The organism is Thioalkalivibrio sp. ALJ12 (assembly GCF_000378305.1).
In the GTDB taxonomy this organism is placed as follows: domain Bacteria; phylum Pseudomonadota; class Gammaproteobacteria; order Ectothiorhodospirales; family Ectothiorhodospiraceae; genus Thioalkalivibrio.
Genome location: NZ_KB899540.1, coordinates 363,925 through 380,895 on the forward strand (window position 1 = coordinate 363,925; position 16,971 = coordinate 380,895).

At 67.1% G+C, this 16,971-nt stretch carries 21 protein-coding genes; 12 read left to right on the plus strand and 9 right to left on the minus strand.

Annotation, left to right across the window (positions count from 1 at the left end; genetic code table 11):
- Nucleotides 1-24 precede the first annotated feature (24 nt).
- From F467_RS0111970 to F467_RS0111990, 5 genes are all read left to right on the plus strand, one after another.
- Complete coding sequence (locus tag F467_RS0111970; RefSeq protein WP_018138636.1) at nt 25-414, plus strand: RidA family protein; 390 nt, start codon at nt 25-27, stop codon at nt 412-414.
- The gene (gene recG, locus F467_RS0111975; protein ID WP_081601204.1) at nt 368-2,497 is read left to right on the plus strand and encodes an ATP-dependent DNA helicase RecG; all 2,130 of its coding nucleotides are present in this window, start codon (nt 368-370) and stop codon (nt 2,495-2,497) included. Before F467_RS0111970 ends, recG begins: the two co-directional genes overlap by 47 nt.
- A 63-nt stretch (nt 2,498-2,560) precedes the next feature.
- Nucleotides 2,561-2,818 (plus strand): GlsB/YeaQ/YmgE family stress response membrane protein, encoded by a 258-nt coding sequence (locus F467_RS0111980; RefSeq protein ID WP_018138634.1) that lies wholly within the window; start codon nt 2,561-2,563, stop codon nt 2,816-2,818.
- 24 nt (nt 2,819-2,842) lie between these two features.
- Nucleotides 2,843-3,031 (plus strand): DUF3185 family protein, encoded by a 189-nt coding sequence (locus tag F467_RS0111985; RefSeq protein ID WP_026182206.1) that lies wholly within the window; start codon nt 2,843-2,845, stop codon nt 3,029-3,031.
- Nucleotides 3,032-3,194: 163 nt separating this feature from the next.
- A complete protein-coding gene (locus F467_RS0111990) occupies nt 3,195-4,499 on the plus strand; it encodes an OmpP1/FadL family transporter (protein ID WP_018138632.1) in 1,305 nt (434 codons plus the stop codon).
- A gap of 34 nt (nt 4,500-4,533) precedes the next feature.
- Here the strand turns inward: F467_RS0111990 and F467_RS0111995 are convergent, their stop codons facing one another.
- The gene (locus F467_RS0111995) at nt 4,534-5,493 is read right to left on the minus strand and encodes a matrixin family metalloprotease (protein WP_038049621.1); all 960 of its coding nucleotides are present in this window, start codon (nt 5,491-5,493) and stop codon (nt 4,534-4,536) included.
- A gap of 119 nt (nt 5,494-5,612) precedes the next feature.
- Here F467_RS0111995 and F467_RS0112000 point away from each other — a divergent pair, with 119 nt between their 5' ends.
- Nucleotides 5,613-6,053 (plus strand): DUF3617 family protein, encoded by a 441-nt coding sequence (locus tag F467_RS0112000; RefSeq protein WP_018138630.1) that lies wholly within the window; start codon nt 5,613-5,615, stop codon nt 6,051-6,053.
- Nucleotides 6,054-6,107: 54 nt separating this feature from the next.
- On the opposite strand, the gene ruvA is transcribed toward F467_RS0112000, so the two are convergent.
- From ruvA to F467_RS0112030, 6 genes are all read right to left on the minus strand, one after another.
- Nucleotides 6,108-6,713: a Holliday junction branch migration protein RuvA gene (ruvA, locus tag F467_RS0112005; RefSeq protein WP_018138629.1), complete on the minus strand. Its 606-nt coding sequence runs from the start codon at nt 6,711-6,713 to the stop codon at nt 6,108-6,110.
- The gene (ruvC, locus tag F467_RS0112010) at nt 6,710-7,225 is read right to left on the minus strand and encodes a crossover junction endodeoxyribonuclease RuvC (protein ID WP_018138628.1); all 516 of its coding nucleotides are present in this window, start codon (nt 7,223-7,225) and stop codon (nt 6,710-6,712) included. Before ruvC ends, ruvA begins: the two co-directional genes overlap by 4 nt.
- Before the next feature lie 48 nt (nt 7,226-7,273).
- Entirely contained in the window at nt 7,274-8,011 is a 738-nt protein-coding gene (locus F467_RS0112015) for a YebC/PmpR family DNA-binding transcriptional regulator (RefSeq protein ID WP_018138627.1), read from the minus strand.
- Nucleotides 8,012-8,172: 161 nt separating this feature from the next.
- Complete coding sequence (locus F467_RS0112020) at nt 8,173-8,727, minus strand: DJ-1 family glyoxalase III (protein ID WP_018138626.1); 555 nt, start codon at nt 8,725-8,727, stop codon at nt 8,173-8,175.
- A gap of 12 nt (nt 8,728-8,739) precedes the next feature.
- Nucleotides 8,740-10,026 carry a S41 family peptidase gene (locus F467_RS0112025; protein WP_018138625.1) on the minus strand — a complete coding sequence of 429 codons (1,287 nt, stop codon included), beginning with the start codon at nt 10,024-10,026 and terminating at the stop codon, nt 8,740-8,742.
- A 141-nt stretch (nt 10,027-10,167) separates the two neighbouring features.
- Nucleotides 10,168-11,367: a peptidoglycan DD-metalloendopeptidase family protein gene (locus tag F467_RS0112030; RefSeq protein WP_038049618.1), complete on the minus strand. Its 1,200-nt coding sequence runs from the start codon at nt 11,365-11,367 to the stop codon at nt 10,168-10,170.
- A gap of 78 nt (nt 11,368-11,445) precedes the next feature.
- On the opposite strand from F467_RS0112030, the gene F467_RS0112035 reads away from it, so the two are divergent.
- The 6 genes from F467_RS0112035 to F467_RS0112060 all read left to right on the plus strand — a co-directional run bounded on the left by F467_RS0112035 (nt 11,446) and on the right by F467_RS0112060 (nt 14,839).
- Complete coding sequence (locus tag F467_RS0112035; protein ID WP_017925754.1) at nt 11,446-11,781, plus strand: helix-turn-helix transcriptional regulator; 336 nt, start codon at nt 11,446-11,448, stop codon at nt 11,779-11,781.
- A 28-nt stretch (nt 11,782-11,809) separates the two neighbouring features.
- Entirely contained in the window at nt 11,810-12,238 is a 429-nt protein-coding gene (locus tag F467_RS0112040) for a rhodanese-like domain-containing protein (protein ID WP_018138623.1), read from the plus strand.
- Complete coding sequence (locus F467_RS0112045; protein WP_018138622.1) at nt 12,238-12,516, plus strand: glutaredoxin domain-containing protein; 279 nt, start codon at nt 12,238-12,240, stop codon at nt 12,514-12,516. Before F467_RS0112040 ends, F467_RS0112045 begins: the two co-directional genes overlap by 1 nt.
- Before the next feature lie 109 nt (nt 12,517-12,625).
- Complete coding sequence (gene secB / locus F467_RS0112050) at nt 12,626-13,162, plus strand: protein-export chaperone SecB (protein WP_017925757.1); 537 nt, start codon at nt 12,626-12,628, stop codon at nt 13,160-13,162.
- Between the two features lie 16 nt (nt 13,163-13,178).
- Nucleotides 13,179-14,177 carry an NAD(P)H-dependent glycerol-3-phosphate dehydrogenase gene (locus tag F467_RS0112055; RefSeq protein WP_018138621.1) on the plus strand — a complete coding sequence of 333 codons (999 nt, stop codon included), beginning with the start codon at nt 13,179-13,181 and terminating at the stop codon, nt 14,175-14,177.
- An 83-nt stretch (nt 14,178-14,260) separates the two neighbouring features.
- Nucleotides 14,261-14,839, plus strand: a complete 579-nt coding sequence (locus F467_RS0112060; RefSeq protein ID WP_018138620.1) for a hypothetical protein — start codon at nt 14,261-14,263, stop codon at nt 14,837-14,839.
- 47 nt (nt 14,840-14,886) lie between these two features.
- On the opposite strand, the gene F467_RS0112065 is transcribed toward F467_RS0112060, so the two are convergent.
- Both F467_RS0112065 and F467_RS0112070 read right to left on the minus strand, forming a co-directional pair.
- On the minus strand, nt 14,887-15,174 hold the full coding sequence (locus F467_RS0112065) for a hypothetical protein (RefSeq protein ID WP_017925760.1): 288 nt from the start codon (nt 15,172-15,174) through the stop codon (nt 14,887-14,889).
- A 112-nt stretch (nt 15,175-15,286) separates the two neighbouring features.
- Nucleotides 15,287-16,963 (minus strand): BCCT family transporter, encoded by a 1,677-nt coding sequence (locus tag F467_RS0112070; RefSeq protein WP_018138619.1) that lies wholly within the window; start codon nt 16,961-16,963, stop codon nt 15,287-15,289.
- Between the last annotated feature and the right edge of the window lie 8 nt (nt 16,964-16,971).

Genomic DNA, 16,971 nt, shown 5'->3' on the forward strand with positions numbered 1-16,971 from the left:
ACCGACCCGAGCCAAGGAGCCCGCATGTCGCGCGAAATCATCCAGACCGAAAATGCCCCGGCCGCGATCGGCCCCTACTCCCAGGCCGTGCGTGCCGGCGACACCCTGTACCTGTCCGGCCAGATCCCGCTGGACCCGGCCACGATGGAGCTGGTCGACGGCGGCATCGAAGACCAGATCCGCCGCGTGTTCGACAACCTGAAGGCCGTGCTGGAGGCCGCCGGTGCGGATTTCTCCGACATCGCCAAGCTGAACATCTTCCTGATCGACCTGACCCACTTCCCGCTGGTCAACAAGATCATGAGCGAGGTCTTCGCCGAGCCGTACCCGGCCCGCGCCGCAATCGGCGTAGCCGCCCTGCCCAAGGGTGCGCAGGTGGAGATGGACGCCATCGCCTGGTGCCCGCGCGGCTGATCCGCGCGCGGCGACCGCGGTGGACCTTCAGGCACCGCTGACGGGGTTCAAGGGCGTCGGCCCCGCAGTGGCCGAGCGTCTGGCCCGCCTGGGCCTGGAACAGGCCCGCGACCTCCTCCTGCACCTGCCGCTGCGCTTCGAGGACCGTACCCGGCTGACCCCGATCCGCGCCCTGCGCCCGGGACTCCCCGCCCTGTTCGAGGGCCGGGTTACCCATGCCGAGGTCGTCCATCGCCGCCGACGCATGCTGGTGGTCACGCTGGAAGAGGACGGCGCGTCCATCCTGCTGCGATTCTTCCATTTCGGCAGTGGTCAGCAACGCCGCCTGAGCCCGGGCACGCGCATTCGCGCCTTTGGCGAGCCCCGCGGTATGCCCGGCGCAATGGAGTGCGTGCACCCGGAACTCCAGGTGGTGGGCACGAAACCGCCCGTGCTGGAGACCCACCTCACTCCGATCTATCCCACCACCGAGGGCATCTCGCAGAAGCTCCTGCGCCAGCTGGTAACCGAGGTCCTGCCGACGACCGGGCAGCTGCCCGACCTGCTCCCGGAGCTGAACCAGCGCCAGCTGCCCGGGCTGCACACGGCCCTGCAGCAGCTGCACCACCCGCCGGCGCGGGCCGAGGCCCTGGATGCACTGGACACCGCCGAGCAGCGCGGGCCCGCACGCACCCGCCTGGCCCTGGAGGAGTTGACCGCCCACCAGCTCGCCCGCATGGAACAAAGCCGCGCCCCGCAGGATACGCGCCGCGCGCCGGTCATCCGCCCCGAGGGCGCACTGTGGCGACAACTGCGCGACCAGCTCCCGTTCGAGCCCACCGGCGCACAGGACCGCGTGATCCACGAGGTGCGCGAGGACCTGGCCCGCCCGGCTCCGATGAACCGGCTGGTGCAAGGCGACGTCGGCTCCGGCAAGACCCTGGTCGCAGTCGCGGCCGCCCTGGCGGCGGTGGAGGCGGGCCATCAGGTGGCATTCATGGCCCCCACCGAGCTGCTCGCCCGTCAGCATGGGCGCAATCTCGCCATGTGGCTGGAACCGCTGGGCGTGTCGGTGGCGTGGCTGGGCGGACGCCAGGGCGCCAGCGAGCGGAGCCAGTTGCTTTCGGAACTGGCCAGTGGTCAGCGCCAGGTCGCGATCGGCACCCACGCCCTGTTCCAGGAGGAGGTCCGCTTCCAGCGCCTGGGGCTGGCGATCATTGACGAACAGCACCGCTTTGGCGTGCACCAGCGCATGGCCCTGCGCGACAAGGGCAACGGCCAGACGCCGCATCAACTGATCATGACCGCGACCCCGATCCCGCGCACCCTGGCCATGGCCCTGTACGCCGATCTGGACAGCTCGGTCATCGACGAGCGTCCACCGGGGCGCACACCCGTGCGCACCGCACTGATCAGCCACGAGCGCCGCGACGAGGTGATCGAGCGCATCCGCGCCGCCTGCGGCTCCGGCACCCAGGCCTACTGGGTATGCCCGCTGGTGGAGGAATCGGAACAACTGGAGGCAGAGTCCGCGGAGGCGACCGCCGAACGCCTGCGCGAAGCGCTGCCGGAGCTGAACATCGGGCTGGCCCATGGGCGCATGAAGGGGCCCGAGCGCGATACGGTGATGGAACGCTTCCGCGCCGGCGCGCTCGATCTGCTGGTCGCGACCACGGTGATCGAGGTCGGCGTGGATGTCCCCAACGCCAGCCTGATGATCATCGAGAACGCCGAACGCATGGGGCTGTCGCAGCTGCACCAGTTGCGTGGACGTGTCGGGCGCGGCAACACCGCCTCCGCCTGCGTGCTGCTCTACCGCCCGCCGCTGGGCGAGACCGCCCGCGAGCGCCTCGAGGCGATGCGCCGCACCGACGACGGCTTCGAGATCGCGGAGGTGGACCTCCGGTTGCGCGGCCCTGGCGAGCTGCTGGGCACACGCCAGACGGGCGACCGCAGCTTCCGCGTGGCCGACTGGTCACGCGATCAGGACCTGCTGGAGGAGGCCACGGAACTGGCCCTGCGCGTGCGCGAGGACCGGCCGCGTGCTGCGGCCCTGATCGAGCGCTGGCTGGGCAGCGCCACGCGCTATGCCACCGTCGGCTGAATCCGGGCCGCACGGAACACCCGTCCGCGTCATCCATCAGACAAGAGAGCAAAGGAGTACTCAATGCCCGTTGAATCACTGTTATTGCTGCTGCTGGTCGGCGGCATCGCCGGCTGGCTCGCGGGTTTGCTGGTCCACGGCGCCGGCCAGGGCATCCTGCTGAACATCGTGATCGGGGTCATTGGGGCGGTGCTGGGTGGCTGGCTGTTCACCCAGCTGGGGGTACCGACGGCCGGCCTGATCGGGACCCTGGTGGCGGCCACCGTCGGGGCGATTCTGCTGCTGGCGCTGCTGCGCCTGATCGCACCACGCAAGTGGTAAACGAACCGCATGGAGGGAGACGCGATGATCCAGATCCTCGGCATTGTCCTGCTGGTCGGTGGCCTGATCGCGGCCATCGTCGGACTGCAGGACAGCTTCGGCCTGCGTGAACGGGCCGCCCGCCTGTTCTTCGGCCGCTTCACCCGGCGCACGCTTGCCCTGCTGATCGGGGGCGTCACCGCCGCGGTCGTGGGGCTTGCCCTCCTGATCTGATTTCCCGGCAGTCATCGCTCTGAGCATGACTTTTCTCATGCTCAGACACCGCAAACAGGTTGGCGAATATCGTCCGACCCGGTAGGGTCCGAACCGGGAGCAGACGATCACCCCGGACGGGGGGCAAGCCCTGCCCCGCCCATAACAAGACCGGGGGGACCGCATGACGCACCATTCCACGCACCGACTGGCGCTCAGTGTCGCCGTCGCCGGCGCCATGTTCGCCGCACCAACCACCCTGCTCGCGGCGGGGTTCTACATCCAGGAACAGGGCGTTGCGGGCCTTGGCCGGGCCTATGCCGGCGAGGCCGCCGCCGCCAATGACGCCAGCACCATCTACTTCAACCCGGCCGGCATGACGCGTCTGCAAAGCGGCGAGTTTCAGGCCAACGTGCACCTGCTGATGCCGCGCACACGCATGAGCGACCGGGGCTCCTCGGCCACCGGCGCCTTCGGCGAACAGGCCACCGACGGTGGCAACGGCGGCAACCCGTACGAGCCGACCCCCGTCCCGAACCTCTACTGGGCCGAGCGCTATGGCGAGCGCCTGTGGCTGGGCGTGGGGCTGACCGCACCCTATGGCCTGGCCAACGACTACGACGACGACTTCTTCGGCCGCTACGACTCCACCGAGACCGACCTGAAGGTGATCAACCTGCACCCGTCGATGGCCTTCGAGTTGAGCGAGCGCGTCTCCATCGGCGGCGGCCTGGACCTGCACTACGCGAACGCCACGCTGCGCAGCGCCATCCCCTCGCCCGCGGGACCGGATCCGGACACCGATGGCGAATTCAAGCTGGAGGGCGACAGCTGGGATGTCGGTTTCAACCTGGGCCTGCAGGCCGACCTGACCGACGCGACCCGGCTGGGCCTGCACTACCGCCACGGGGTCAGCCAGAACCTGCGTGGCACCGCGACGATCACGCCCCCGGCCGGGACCGGTGCGGATACCAACACCATGTCCGCGCAGGCCGAACTGAAACTGCCGGATATCGCGAGCGTCGCCCTGTCGCACGAGTTCGATGCCCGCTGGACCGGGCTTGTGCAGTACACCTGGTTTCGCTGGTCGAACTTCGACGAGATCGATGTTCGCGGCAGCGGTGGCGGTTCCATCCAGACCCTGGATCAGAACTATCGCGACAGCTATGCGATCGCCCTGGGCGCAGAATATCAGGCCAACCCGCAGTGGACGCTGCGCGCCGGAATCCAGTACGACCGCACACCGACCCGCGACGGATTTCGCAGCACGCGCACACCGGATGGCGACCGCACCTGGTACACGGTCGGCGCCAGCTACCGCGCCAGCGATCGCTTCAGTTTCGACTTCGGCTATGCCTATATCGACGTTGGCAGCGAGTCGATCGAGCTCGAATCGGAGTTTGCCAATGTCGGGGTAACCACCGAGACTCGCGGGCGCACGCGGGGCGATGTACACGTCCTGTCGGCCGGATTGCGCTACCGCTTCTGATGCCTGCCGGGGCGAGGGATCGCGCCCCGGCCCTTCACGGCTTCACCAGCTCCACCCCGCACGACTCCACCAGCGCGGCACGATCCGCCGCGGCCAGGTCCTCGCGGCCCGCGTTCGCGGGGCCCAGCTCCGCGTGCATGACCGCGGCGGGGTCATCGACGTGCCCGATCCCCAGCGCATGGCCGAGCTCGTGTGCCAGCGTCAGGCGCAGTTCGTCAAAGTCGCTCGCCTTGTAGACCGTGATGCTGCGACGGTTGCCCTGCTGCTGGTAGATCGCCATGTCGAAACCGCTGCCCGCAGCCGCTGTCCGGTTGAACTGATCGACCTGCTCATTGAAGGCGGCGATCTCGCGTTCCAGGTCGCGACCGGCCGCGTTCAGATCCGACCGGCGATCCTCCAGCCCGCGGCGGCGCTCTTCCAGTCGTTCGTGCTCCTCGCGCAGCTCTCGCGCTTCCCGTTCCAGACGCTCGCGGGCCTGCGCACTGCGCTCCCCGCGCCCCGCATTCCAGTCGGCGACCCGGCCTTCGTGCGCACGGCGGCGCTCGTCGAACCCGCGCACACCGCGTTCGTACAGCTCGACGTCGGCGTTCAGCGCCGAGCGATGGCGGTCCAGGCGCTCCCGGGCATCGTCGATATCCTCCTGTGCCTGATCCAGCTGCGCACGCGAGCGCTCCCGCGCCATGGCGCCGGCCTGACGTTCGTCGAACACCAGCCGCACGGCCATCCCTTCACCGTCGCGGGCGGTGAACAGCCGCTCTTCGGTATGGGTCTCCCACATCGCCACCGCGGCATCGAGTGCGCGGCGCACTTCGTCGGGCTCCAGCTCGAAGCGCGGGTCGATCTCGCCCAGATGCATCTCCACCGGAATCGCACAGCCGGGAGCGGCCGGATGCCCGCCGCCCGCCAGGAAATCGCGCGGATCCCCGTCCAGCAGCACGGCGCCGCCCAGCACCACGGCACCCGCACCGCCCAACACCCATAATGGTATGGCCATGCATCCCCTCCGAGACCCCCAACCGCAACATGCCACCGATCAGAGACATTCGCCAATTTGCTCCCCTGCAAGCGCCAAGGCACCATGAACCGCACACATTTCGCAGGGAGAGCCCCATCATGATGCCTCGTTCCAGCCTTTACAGCCTGCTGGCCGCCGTCCCGTTCGCGTTCCTGCCACTGGTGGCCCAGGCCGAAACACCGAATATCCAGCCGGGCGAGTGGGAGTACACGAACACCACCACCATGGACGGCGCGCACCAGATGCCGGAGCAGACCGAGACCTACACCGAGTGCGTGACCGAGGACGACCTCGCGCGCGGCGAGGAGATGATCGAGGCACCGGACGGCTGCAGCGTGGACAGCATGGACATGCGCGCGGACGGTGTGGACTACACCATGACCTGCACCGATCCCGACGGCACCAGCATGGACATGCAGGGCTCAATGCAGTTCATGGGGGATCGAGCGGAGGGAGAGATGACCAGCGAGATCGACTCGCCGATGGGTCCCATGTCCGTGCGAATCTCGGTTGAAGGCCAGCGCATCGGCGACTGCTAGGGGGGCGCCTGCTGACCGTATCTGACCGGCCCAGGCGATACCGGGCCGGCATTCTCAGCGCCTGACGGTCGCGCGCAATGCCAGGCGCACCAGCGTCTCTACCGAATCGGCCTGATCGCGCACGGCGGCGACCATCTTCTCCGCGCTGGCGCGCTGATAACCCAGCGACTCGAGCGCCGCCAGGGCCTCGCCGTCCATCGCGGCGGCCGGGGCATCGACCCCTGCGCCGGCGACACCCGGCGTGGCCGCGAATCCCATCTCGGCCAGTCGCTCGCCGAGCTCCAGCACCACCCGTTCGGCCGTGCGCTTGCCGATCCCCGGGACCTTGGCCAGTCCGGTCACGTCACCGCCGCTGATCAGGCTGGCCAGTTCATCGCCCGCGTAGGTCGAGAGCATCGCCAGCGCGAGCTTGGCCCCGATCCCGTTGACCCGGATCAGACGCCGGAACAGATCGCGGTCGCGCTTGTGCATGAACCCGAACAGCTGGTGCGCATCCTCGCGTACCACGAGGTGCGTGGTCAGCACGACACTGCCGCCCGGCTCCGGCAGGGCCGCCAGCGTGGAGAGCGGAACCTCGACCTCGTAGCCCACGCCACCCGCATCAATGACCACGCCATTCACCTCGCGGCTGATCAGCGTCCCCTCCAGCCGGGCAATCATGGGCGCCCCCCGATCACGGCCGAGGCGGCCCCTGCCAGACGCGCCTGGTGCTGGGCGGTATGGGCATGGCACAGCGCGACGGCCAGGGCATCGGCGGCATCGCTGCTGGCCGGTTCGGTCAGACGTAACAGTTGCTGCATCATGTGCTGGACCTGCTCCTTGTCCGCGCTGCCCACGCCGACCACCGCCATCTTGATCGCACGCGGCGCATATTCATGTACCGGGAGCCCGGCCTGGGTCGCCGCGCAGATGGCGGCCCCCCGGGCGTGCCCCAGCTTGATCGCCGACTGCGCATTGCGCGCGACGAACACCGTTTCGATCGCCAGTACGTCGGGCTTGAGTTCGCTGATCACCTCAACGACACCGGCGAAGATCTCGCCCAGGCGCTCGGGAAACCCCTTGGATCTGGGCCGGATCACGCCATGGCCGCGGGAACGGCCCTGGCCTTTGGCATACTCGATCACCGCAAAGCCGGTAATCCGCGAGCCGGGATCGATACCAAGGATACGCATCGTTGTTTGTCCAGAGAGGCGCGGATTACGGCGCGCAGCAGCGCGGCATCACTGCCCCACGCCTTCCGGGAAATCGGCGTTGGTAAAGACGTTCTGCACGTCGTCCAGGTCGTCCAGCATCTCCAGGAGCTTCAGCACGGACTCGGCGGTCTCCGCATCCAGTGGCGACAGGGTCTCCGGGCGCCAGGTGACCTCGGAGCTCTCCGGCTCCAGTCCGCGGTCCAGCAGCGCCTGGCGCACGTCCTGATAGGCATCGGGCTCGGTAATCACCTCGATTGCGCCGTCGTCCTCGACCTGCACATCCTCGGCGCCGCCCTCCAGCGCGGCCTCCATGACCGTCTCGTCGTCCAGACCGGGCGCAAAGCGGACCACGCCCTTGTTCTGGAACAGATAGGCCACCGAGCCATCGGTCCCCAGGTTGCCACCCATCTTGGAGAAGGCGTGGCGGACCTCGGCCACTGTCCGGTTGCGATTGTCGGTCATGCAGTCGACCAGGATCGCCGCACCGCCCGGGCCATAACCCTCGTAGCGGATCTCCTCCATCGCGGCCCCGTCGGACTCACCGGCGCCGCGCTTGGCCGCGCGCTCGATGGTATCCCGCGTCATGTTGGCGCCAAGCGCCTTGTCGATCGCCAGGCGCAGGCGCGGATTGGTCTCGGGGTCGGACCCGCCCTGCCGGGCAGCGACGGTGATCTCGCGGATCAGCTTGGTAAAGAGTTTGCCGCGCTTGGCGTCCTGGGCGTTCTTGCGATGCTGGATGTTCGCCCACTTGCTGTGGCCTGCCATTCGGTCACGACTCCTTGGGTTGGGTTCGTTGGGCGCGGCCAGGCGACCGCGAGACCCGCACAGTCTAATCGACTGGGGCCGTCGGGTTCATGCCAGGATGCAAAGGGACGCTGGATGGAGCCGCGCAGGGTTTGCACGGGGAGCAGGAAAGGTCTGCCTTGCTAAGGACGCAGCAACGGTCCCTCGACGGCCTCGCGGGCCTCGCGCCCGGCCAGCTGCTCGATCAGCGTCAGGGCAAAGTCCATCGCCGCCCCCGGACCACGTCCGGTGATGATGCGCTCGTCGACTTCCACGAGCCCCCCGGTAGAGGGGATACCCGATTCGTCCAGTGCCCCGGTAAACGAGGTCACGCGGCGACCTTCAAGCACACCCGCCTGCGCCAGCGCCTTGGGCCCGGCGCAGATCGCGCCCAGCCAGCCGTCGCGCTCGGCCTGTGCCCGCAGCATTGCCTGTACCCGTGGATCGTCGCGCAGGTGATCGGCGCCCGGTAGCCCACCGGGCAGCACGATCAGGTCGAAGGCATCGTCCTGAACTGCTTCCAGCGTGGCGTCCGGCTGGATCACCGTCCCGCGGGAACAGCGCACGGGGCCCTGCTCGAGCCCCGCGACCGTGACCTCGAAGCGCGCGCGGCGCAACAAGTCGATGATGGTGACGGCCTCCAGCTCCTCGGCCCCGGCCGCCAGCGGCACCAGGACACGCGGTGTTTCCTGCGTCATGGCCACCTCCGATCAGCGCTGGCTGTAGATGTTCAGCCCCTTGAGCAGATTCAGGGCCTCGCTCAGGCCGTAGTCGCGCTCGGCCAGGCTCTCGCCATTGTCGTCATCATCCTCCGGCACGTCCTCGCCCTGCAGCTCCCGCTGCATGCGCACCTGGGCGTCGCGGCCATTGCCGTCATCGGCACGCGAGACCGTCAGGTTCTCCAGCCGGATATCGGGCTCTACGCCGTCTTCCTCGATGTTGCGGCCGTCCGGCGTGAAGTAACGCGCGGTGGTCAGCTTGATACCGGTGTTCTCGGTCAGCGGCAGGATCGTCTGCACCGAACCCTTGCCAAAGGTGTTCTGGCCCATGACCACCGCACGCTTGTGGTCCTGCAGGGCGCCGGCCACGATCTCGGAAGCCGAGGCCGAACCCCGGTTCACCAGTACCACCATCGGGGCACCGCCGAGCACATCACCCGGCGAGGCCTGGTAGCGGAACTGCGAGTCCTCCAGCCGGCCCTCGGTGTAGACAATCAGCCCTTCCTCCAGGAACGCATCGGACACACCGACCGCGCCGTTCAGAATGCCGCCCGGGTTGTTGCGCAGGTCCAGCACCAGGCCGCGCAGATCACCCTCTTCCTTCAGCTCTTCGACGGCTCGCACGACGTCACGCGCGGTGCGCTGCTGGAAGTTGCTGATACGCAGGTAGCCATACCCGTCTTCGAGGATCTCGGATCGCACGCTCTGGACCTGGATACGGTCACGGGTCAGCGTGATCTCCTTCGGCTGATCCTCGCCCTCGCGGACGATCGTCAGGGTAATGTCCGAGCCCTTCTCTCCACGCATCTTGGAGACGGCATCGGACAGCGTCATGCCCTGCACCGATTCACCGTCCAGGCGAATAATCAGGTCACCCGCCTGGATGCCGGCCTTGCTCGCCGGGGTGTCGTCGATCGGGGCAATGACCTTGACGAAGCCATCCTCCATGCCGACCTCGATCCCCAGACCACCGAACTCGCCGGAGGTCCCGACCTGCATGTCCTCGAAGTCCTGCTCGTCGAGATAGGCCGAATGCGGGTCCAGCCCGGAGAGCATCCCCTGGATGGCGTTATCCAGCAGTTCCTTGTCGTCCACCTCGGTGACGTAGTTGCGCTTGATGCGCATATACACCTCGGTGAACCGCTGCAGGTCCTCCACCGGCAAGGCATTCTGTGCGCCATTCTCGCGATCGGCATACACCGCCACCGACACGCTGAGCATGACACCGACAACCAAACCCACCACCAGGGCGTACCCAGTGCGACAAGACTTCTTCATTACCGATCCTCTAGAAACGGAGGTATTTACCGGACCGATGGTAGCACCGGGAATCTGACCCATGCCTGAACGCCCGACTGCGTCTGCTGTTTTCGCCCGACAAATCCTTCAAACACGGTCACGATTATTTCGTGACGCTCGTCATTGAGATAGCCACCAGTCCTCAGGGTTCAACGGATCGCCATTTCGCCGAATCTCGAAGTAGAGTCCCGGTGCGATCGCCTCGCGCCCGGCGCCGGCCAGGGCCATCCGCGTGCCGCCCTCGACCTCCTCGCCCTCGGCGACCAGGATTTCCTCCAGGTTGCTGTACAGCGTCAGGTAACCGCTCCCGTGGTCGAGGATCACCAGAAAACCGTAGCCCTGCATCCAGTCGGCGTAGACCACACGACCAAAATGGACGGCGTGCACCGACTCGCCGTTGTCAACCTCCAGCACGGTTCCGCGCCAGCGTGACTGCAGACGACTGCCGCGCGGCTCGTTGAAGCGCCGAACGACCGAGCCGTCCGCCGGCATCGGAAGCTCGCCCTGGAGGTCAGCAAAGGCGACATCGGAACGAACGGGCGCACGCTCGGGTGGGGGATCGCCCCGCGCGGCACGCTCTTCGCGTTCAGCCGCATCGCGCTCCACCTCGCGAATCAGGTCTTCCAGCGTCTCGGCATTGCGCTCCAGCCGCGCCAGCTCCAGCGCCTCGTCCTCGATCGCGCGTTCCAGCTCGTCCATCGCCACACGCTGCCGCTCCTCCTCGCGTTCGAGATCCGCCAGCACCTCGCGCAGCGCCGCCTCCTGCTCGGCCAGCACCGCCTGCTCGCGTTCCAGGTCGTCGCGCGCGGCGCGCAGCACCTCGAGCTGTTCACCCAGGGCCGCCAGCGCCTCGGCCCGCGCCTCGCGCAGGCGCGCGGCGATCTCCGGGTGCAACCGGCTCAGCTCGCCCTCACCCCCGGTGCCCGGTACGCGTCCCGGGTGCCGGTCGCGCTGCCACTGGTCGCGCAGCAGGCGCCCCGCCTGCACGCGTTCCTCGCGCAGCCGTTCCTCTTCCTGCTCAACGCGCGCCTCGTGCTCGGCGATCACCTCGGATTGTTGCTCGCGCTGGGCCTCCAGTTCGCGCAGTTCGCGCCGCGACTCGCTGCTGCCCCGCGCCGCGCGCTCGAGCTCATCCTCCAGACGTTCGAGCGCGGCCTGGCGCTCCTCCTGACTACGCTCCAGGTCACGGATCGCCTCCAGCGTCTCCTCCAGTTCGGCCTCCGGTTCAAACGCCGACAGGCTGCCTGCGGGCGCCAGCAAAAATGCCGCCAGAACAAGCAGTAAGGGGTATCGGGAAGTCAAGATTGCGCAAATTCGCATATCGGGGTACGTTTAGGTACTTATATTCTCACCCGGTTACGGGCTTGCTGTTTCGCAAAAACAATAAAGAGGCATGCCGTGAGCAACGAAGCGGTCGAAGAAGAAAAGATGGTCGAAGAAGAACTGATGTCTCAGGACGAGGACATTGAACGGGCCTCGCGCTCGCTCAAGGCCATGTCCCACCCCCTGCGGCTCAAGATCCTCTGCATTCTCGGCGATCGCGAGATCAGCGTACAGGAAATCGTCGATCAGGTCGGGACCTCGCAGAGCAACATTTCGCAGCACCTGGGCATCCTGCGCGACAAGGGCATCCTGGCGACCCGCAAGGATGCGAACCGTGTCTACTACCGAGTGGGGGACTCCCGCACGCTGCGCCTGATCGGTATGATGCAGGACGTTTTCTGCAGCTCCTGACATCTCCCTGACCGACGCGGCGGCCTGAATGCTCGAAAGACTCCCTGAATTCCTGTCCAATCATCCGATCCTGACCGGTGCCCTGCTGGCGGTTGTCGGGATGATCCTGTTCACCGAGTTCCGCCGCCTGACCCGCAAGTACCGCACCCTCTCGCCGAGCGAGGCCGTGCGCGTGATCAATCAGGACGACAGCCTGGTGCTGGATGTGCGCGAGGACAACGAGATCGCCTCCGGCCGCATTGGTGGGGCCAAGCACATCCCGGTGGGCAGCCTGCAAAAGCGCATGGACGACATCGCCAAGTACAAGGACAAGCCCGTAGTGGTGTACTGCCGCAGCGGTAACCGCTCCGCGATGGCCGCCTCACAGCTGACCGCTGCGGGGTTCCAGGATGTCGTGAACCTCCAGGGCGGCATCCAGGCCTGGCAATCCGCGGGCATGCCGATCAAGAAGAAGTAATGCGCTTCGAGGTCTATGGCACGGTCCGCTGCCCGTTCTGTCTGCTGGCCCGCCGGCTGCTGATCCACCACGGTTACCCCTTCGACGACCACCCGGTGGATCGCGAACCCGGGGCGCGCGCGGAGATGGAACAGCGGGCCGGCCGCAGCTCGGTGCCGCAGATTTTCCTGGGTGACACCCATATCGGCGGATACGACGAGCTGCAGGCGCTGGATCGCTCCGGTGAACTGCAACGCATGGCCGAAGCGGCCGGCATCGCGCGCACCAGCGACGCCTGAGCCCCCAGGACGACGGGAAAACTCACCCGCCTCTTGACTCCTATCCGGCGCCACATTCCTTTACGATTCCCGCACACAAATCCCATTCTCCACGACTCGGAACAACATCATGGCTGAAGAAACCTCCAACACCAGCGGTAACGGCGCGGGCGCGCAGGGCAACTCCCAGGACAACCCCGGCTTCTCCATCCAGAAGGTGTTCATCAAGGACATCTCGTTCGAGTCGCCGGACGCCCCCGAGATCTTTCTGAACGAGTGGAAGGGCGACACCAACATTCAGCTGAACACCAACGCCCGCCCGATTCGCGAAGAAGAAGGCGTGTTCGAGGTCGAGCTGAAACTGACCGTGACCACCGAGTCCAACGGCAAGACCGCCTACCTGGTCGAGATCAACCAGGCCGGGGTCTTCATCGTCCGCGGCTTCCCCCGCGACCAGCTCAACCAGCTGCTGGGCTCCTACTGCCCGAACCTGCTGTTCCCGTTCGCCCGCGAAACGGTCGCGGACCTGGTACTCAAGGGCGGCTTCCCGCAGCTGCTGCTGCAGCCGGTCAACTTCGAGGCGCTGTACCAGCAACACCTGGAAGACCAGAAAAAGGCATCCGGCGACTCGCAGGCGGCCGCGCCGGAGTCGACCTCCCAGGCCTGATCCGGGGCTCGCACCCGTGCGCATCGCACTCCTGGGTGGCGGTTCCTGGGGCACCGCGCTGGCGATCCACGCCGCGCGTCTGCACCAGGACGTCGTACTCTGGGTCCGCAAGGACGAGGCCGCCGAGCGGCTGAGCCGCGCGCGCGAGAACGCCCGCTATCTGCCCGGCATCCCCTTCCCGGAAACCCTCTCCATCAGCGCCGCCCCCGGTGTGATCGACGATGTCGACCTGGTGCTGATCGCAGTCCCGTCCGGGGCCTTTCGCGAGACCCTGCGCTGGATGCAGCCGCGCCTGCGTGAAGGGCAGACGGTCGCCTGGGCCACCAAGGGACTGGAGACATCCAGCGGGGCCTGGCTGCACGAGATCGCCGAGGAAGAACTGGGCTCCGGCTTCCCGCCCGCGCTGATCTCCGGACCCTCCTTCGCCGCAGAGGTGGCCCGCGGCCAGCCCACCGCACTGACGGCGGCCTCGCAGAGCGAACACAGCCTGGACCGCCTGACTGGCGCACTGCATGGCAACGCCCTGCGCATCTATCGCAATCACGACGTGATTGGTGTGGAGCTGGGCGGAGCCCTGAAGAACGTCCTCGCGGTCGCGACCGGGATCGCCGACGGCGCGGGCTACGGCGGCAATGCCCGCGCCGCGCTGATGACGCGCGGTCTGGCCGAGATGCAGCGCCTGGGCGAGGCGGTCGGGGCCCAGCCGGGCACGCTGACCGGGCTTTCCGGTCTCGGCGATCTGATCCTCACCTGCACCGATGACCAGTCGCGCAACCGGCGCCTGGGGCGCCTGCTGGGTCAGGGCTATGACCTGGAGACGGCCCGCGCCCGTATCGGCCAGTCGGTCGAGGGGGTCGAGACCGCGCGCCAGATCAGCACGCGCGCCGAGGCCCTGTCGGTGGACATGCCCATCTCCGCGGAGGTCCACGCCGTGCTTTACCAGGGGCGACCGGTACGCGAGGCCGCCCGCCGCCTGCTGGAACGCGATCCGACCCACGAGAACCCGACCGGGTAACCCCGAGCCGAACCCGAACAATCGCGCATGCCGGCACAGTTCGTTACCGTGCACGGACGATTGTCCACAGCTGGGAGGCACCCATGCGCAAGGCGTGGAAGGAACTGGATCTCGAGGGCGGCGGCCTGCAGGCGATCAACGCGAAACTCGCGGCCGAGATGCGCGCGCGCCCGCCCGCCTACGTCGCCTGGGTCCTGTTTCCGCTGGGACTGCACCGTTTCTATCTGCGCGAACCTTTGGGGGGCGCGGGCTACATTGGCCTGAGTGCGGCAATCCTGATCGTGGCCTGGCTAGTGGCTGGCTGGTGGTGGCTGATCCCGACGGGTGCCATGGTGGCCTGGGCGGCGTTTGATCTGATCTGGATCGACCGCCGCGTGACCGACTACAACAAGGAACTGCGCAAGCAGGTGTTCCTGCGCAAGGGCCACAAGCCGCCGCAGGATTATCGCGGCCGCTACACCAGCGACGAGGACGCCCAGCGCGAACTGACTGAATACCAGTCGATCAAGGAAGGCGAGCGCGCCGGGCACCCGGGCCCCGCCGGGGCGAATGAGCGCGATCGCGACGTGGGCGGCAAGCGCCGCATGCCAAGCTTCAACGAGCAGGAAGCCATGCTGCGCCAGATGCGCTCACGCAAGAAGGGCGAGGCCGAGGACGACTGAGCCCCAGCCTCCGGCTTCATGCCCGCAATCAGGCGGGCAAACGGACTTTAGTTATCGCCCGGGCGCCAGACGCCACTGGCCTCCTGCGGCGGCGGGGCGGCCTGCTTGCGGCTCTCCATATCCACGAACACCGACTCGGTGAACTGCGAGAGCTGCTTCAGATACTCCTTGCGCTCGTTCACCGACTCCGGCATCTGCGCCACCAGAAAACCAGTGATCGCGCTCAGATACTGCACGGCCACGATGGGCTGCTGGGCCTTGGGATCGGTCTCGACCAGAACGTCCTGGATCTTCTGGATCAGGTCGCCGGACAGCTGCAGGGTATCGTCGCTCATGGTGCTCTCTCGGTTATCGAATGTGTGAACAGGCTAAGGCAAGGTCGCCGCGTCCAAAAGTGAACGCAAAGCCGGCGGGACTTTCCACCACGATCGGCGAATCGCCCGACCCTCACCACGGCCGCGGCGGTGGCTCCCGATCTTCCGGATTATCGTCGTCCGGACCGGATTCTGGGGCATCATCCTCGGTGTCATAATCCTCGCTAACGCGATCCGCCGGCACCTGCCAGGGCTCGCTGGGCAGGATCGACCGCTCGCCCGGGCGCGGTGCCCAGCGCTCCTGCTCCAGCCCCCGGATCAGCCCCACGATCATCATCAGGATCACCAGCGAAAATGGCAGGGCCGCCAGGATCACTGCGCTTTGCAGGACCTCCAGGCCGCCCGCCAGCAGCAACACCGCAGTGATCAGGCCGATCAACGCACCCCAGATCGTCAGATGCCGCTTGCGGTGGACGGTGGAACCGTGGGCCAGCAGGGTATTGATCACGACGATCCCGGCGTTGGCGGAGGTCAGCAGGTAGGTCGCAATCAGGATCGTGATCAGCCCGCCCCCGACCTTGGCCACCAGCCAGGGCTCCAGCGTATCCATGGTCGCGAAGGTGGCCATGGTCAGGTCTTCGGAGACCTTGTCGGCAATATCCGCGATCCCCTCGACCTCGGCATGCAGCGCGGTACCGCCCAGCATCGCGAGCCAGAAAAAGGTGATGACCGTAGGCACCAGCAGCACGCCCAGGACAAATTCGCGCAGCGTGCGCCCGCGCGAGATGCGCGCAATGAACAGCCCGACAAACGGCGCCCAGGCCAGCCACCAACCCCAGTAGAACACCGTCCAGTCGGAATGCCAGGGATCCGTCTGGTGGGCGTGGGTGTACAGCGAGAGCCCCAGCAGGTTCTGCAGGTAACTGCCGGAGGACTGCACGAACAGTGCCAGCAGATACTGGGTCGGCCCCCAGATCAGCAGCAGGCCCATCAGCGCCACGCTCAGCCACATATTGGCCTGGGAAATCCGCTGTACGCCGACCTGGACGCCGGTAATGACCGAAACGATCGCAATGACAGTGAGCAGGGCTGCCAGGAACAGCTGCCCGTTCTCGCCACCGGAAATCCCCAGGGTATGCACCAACCCGGTATCCAGCTGCTGAATACCCAGCCCCAGGGTGGTCGCGATCCCGAACACCGTGGCGAGGATGGCCAGCAGGTCGACGATGTCGCCGGGCCAGCCGTGGCTGTATTTCCCGATCAGCGGATGCAGCGCGGAGCGCAGCGCCAGCGGCTGCCCCCTGCGAAAGCCGAAATAGGCCAGGATCAGCGCCAGCAGCGCGAACACCGCCCAGGCATTCAGACCCCAGTGAAAATAGGTCAGCACCATGGACATGTCGGCGGCCTCGGCCGTCTCGCCGTTGTCCAGCAGGAACGGGTTGCCCCCGTAGTGACTGAGCGGCTCGGCCACCGCCCAGAACAGGAGGCCCACTCCCATGCCAGCGGCAAACAGCATGGCCAGCCACGAGACAGTGGTGAACTCCGGCACCTCGTCATCCCGCCCGAGACGGACGTCCTTGTAACGGCCGACCCCCAGCCAGATCACGATGGCCAGGAACACGGCCATCGCGACCACGTAGTACCACTCGAGGAAAGGCGTCAGAAAGGTGCGGGCGTCCGAGACCACCCGCTCGAGTTCATCCGTGCGGTAGATCGCAAACAGCGCGATCAGCACCACCAGCAGCAGCGCGATCGGGGCTACGCGCGGGTTCAGTCCCTTGAACGGTCCTCGGGTCGCGACGTTGTACATCCGCTTCC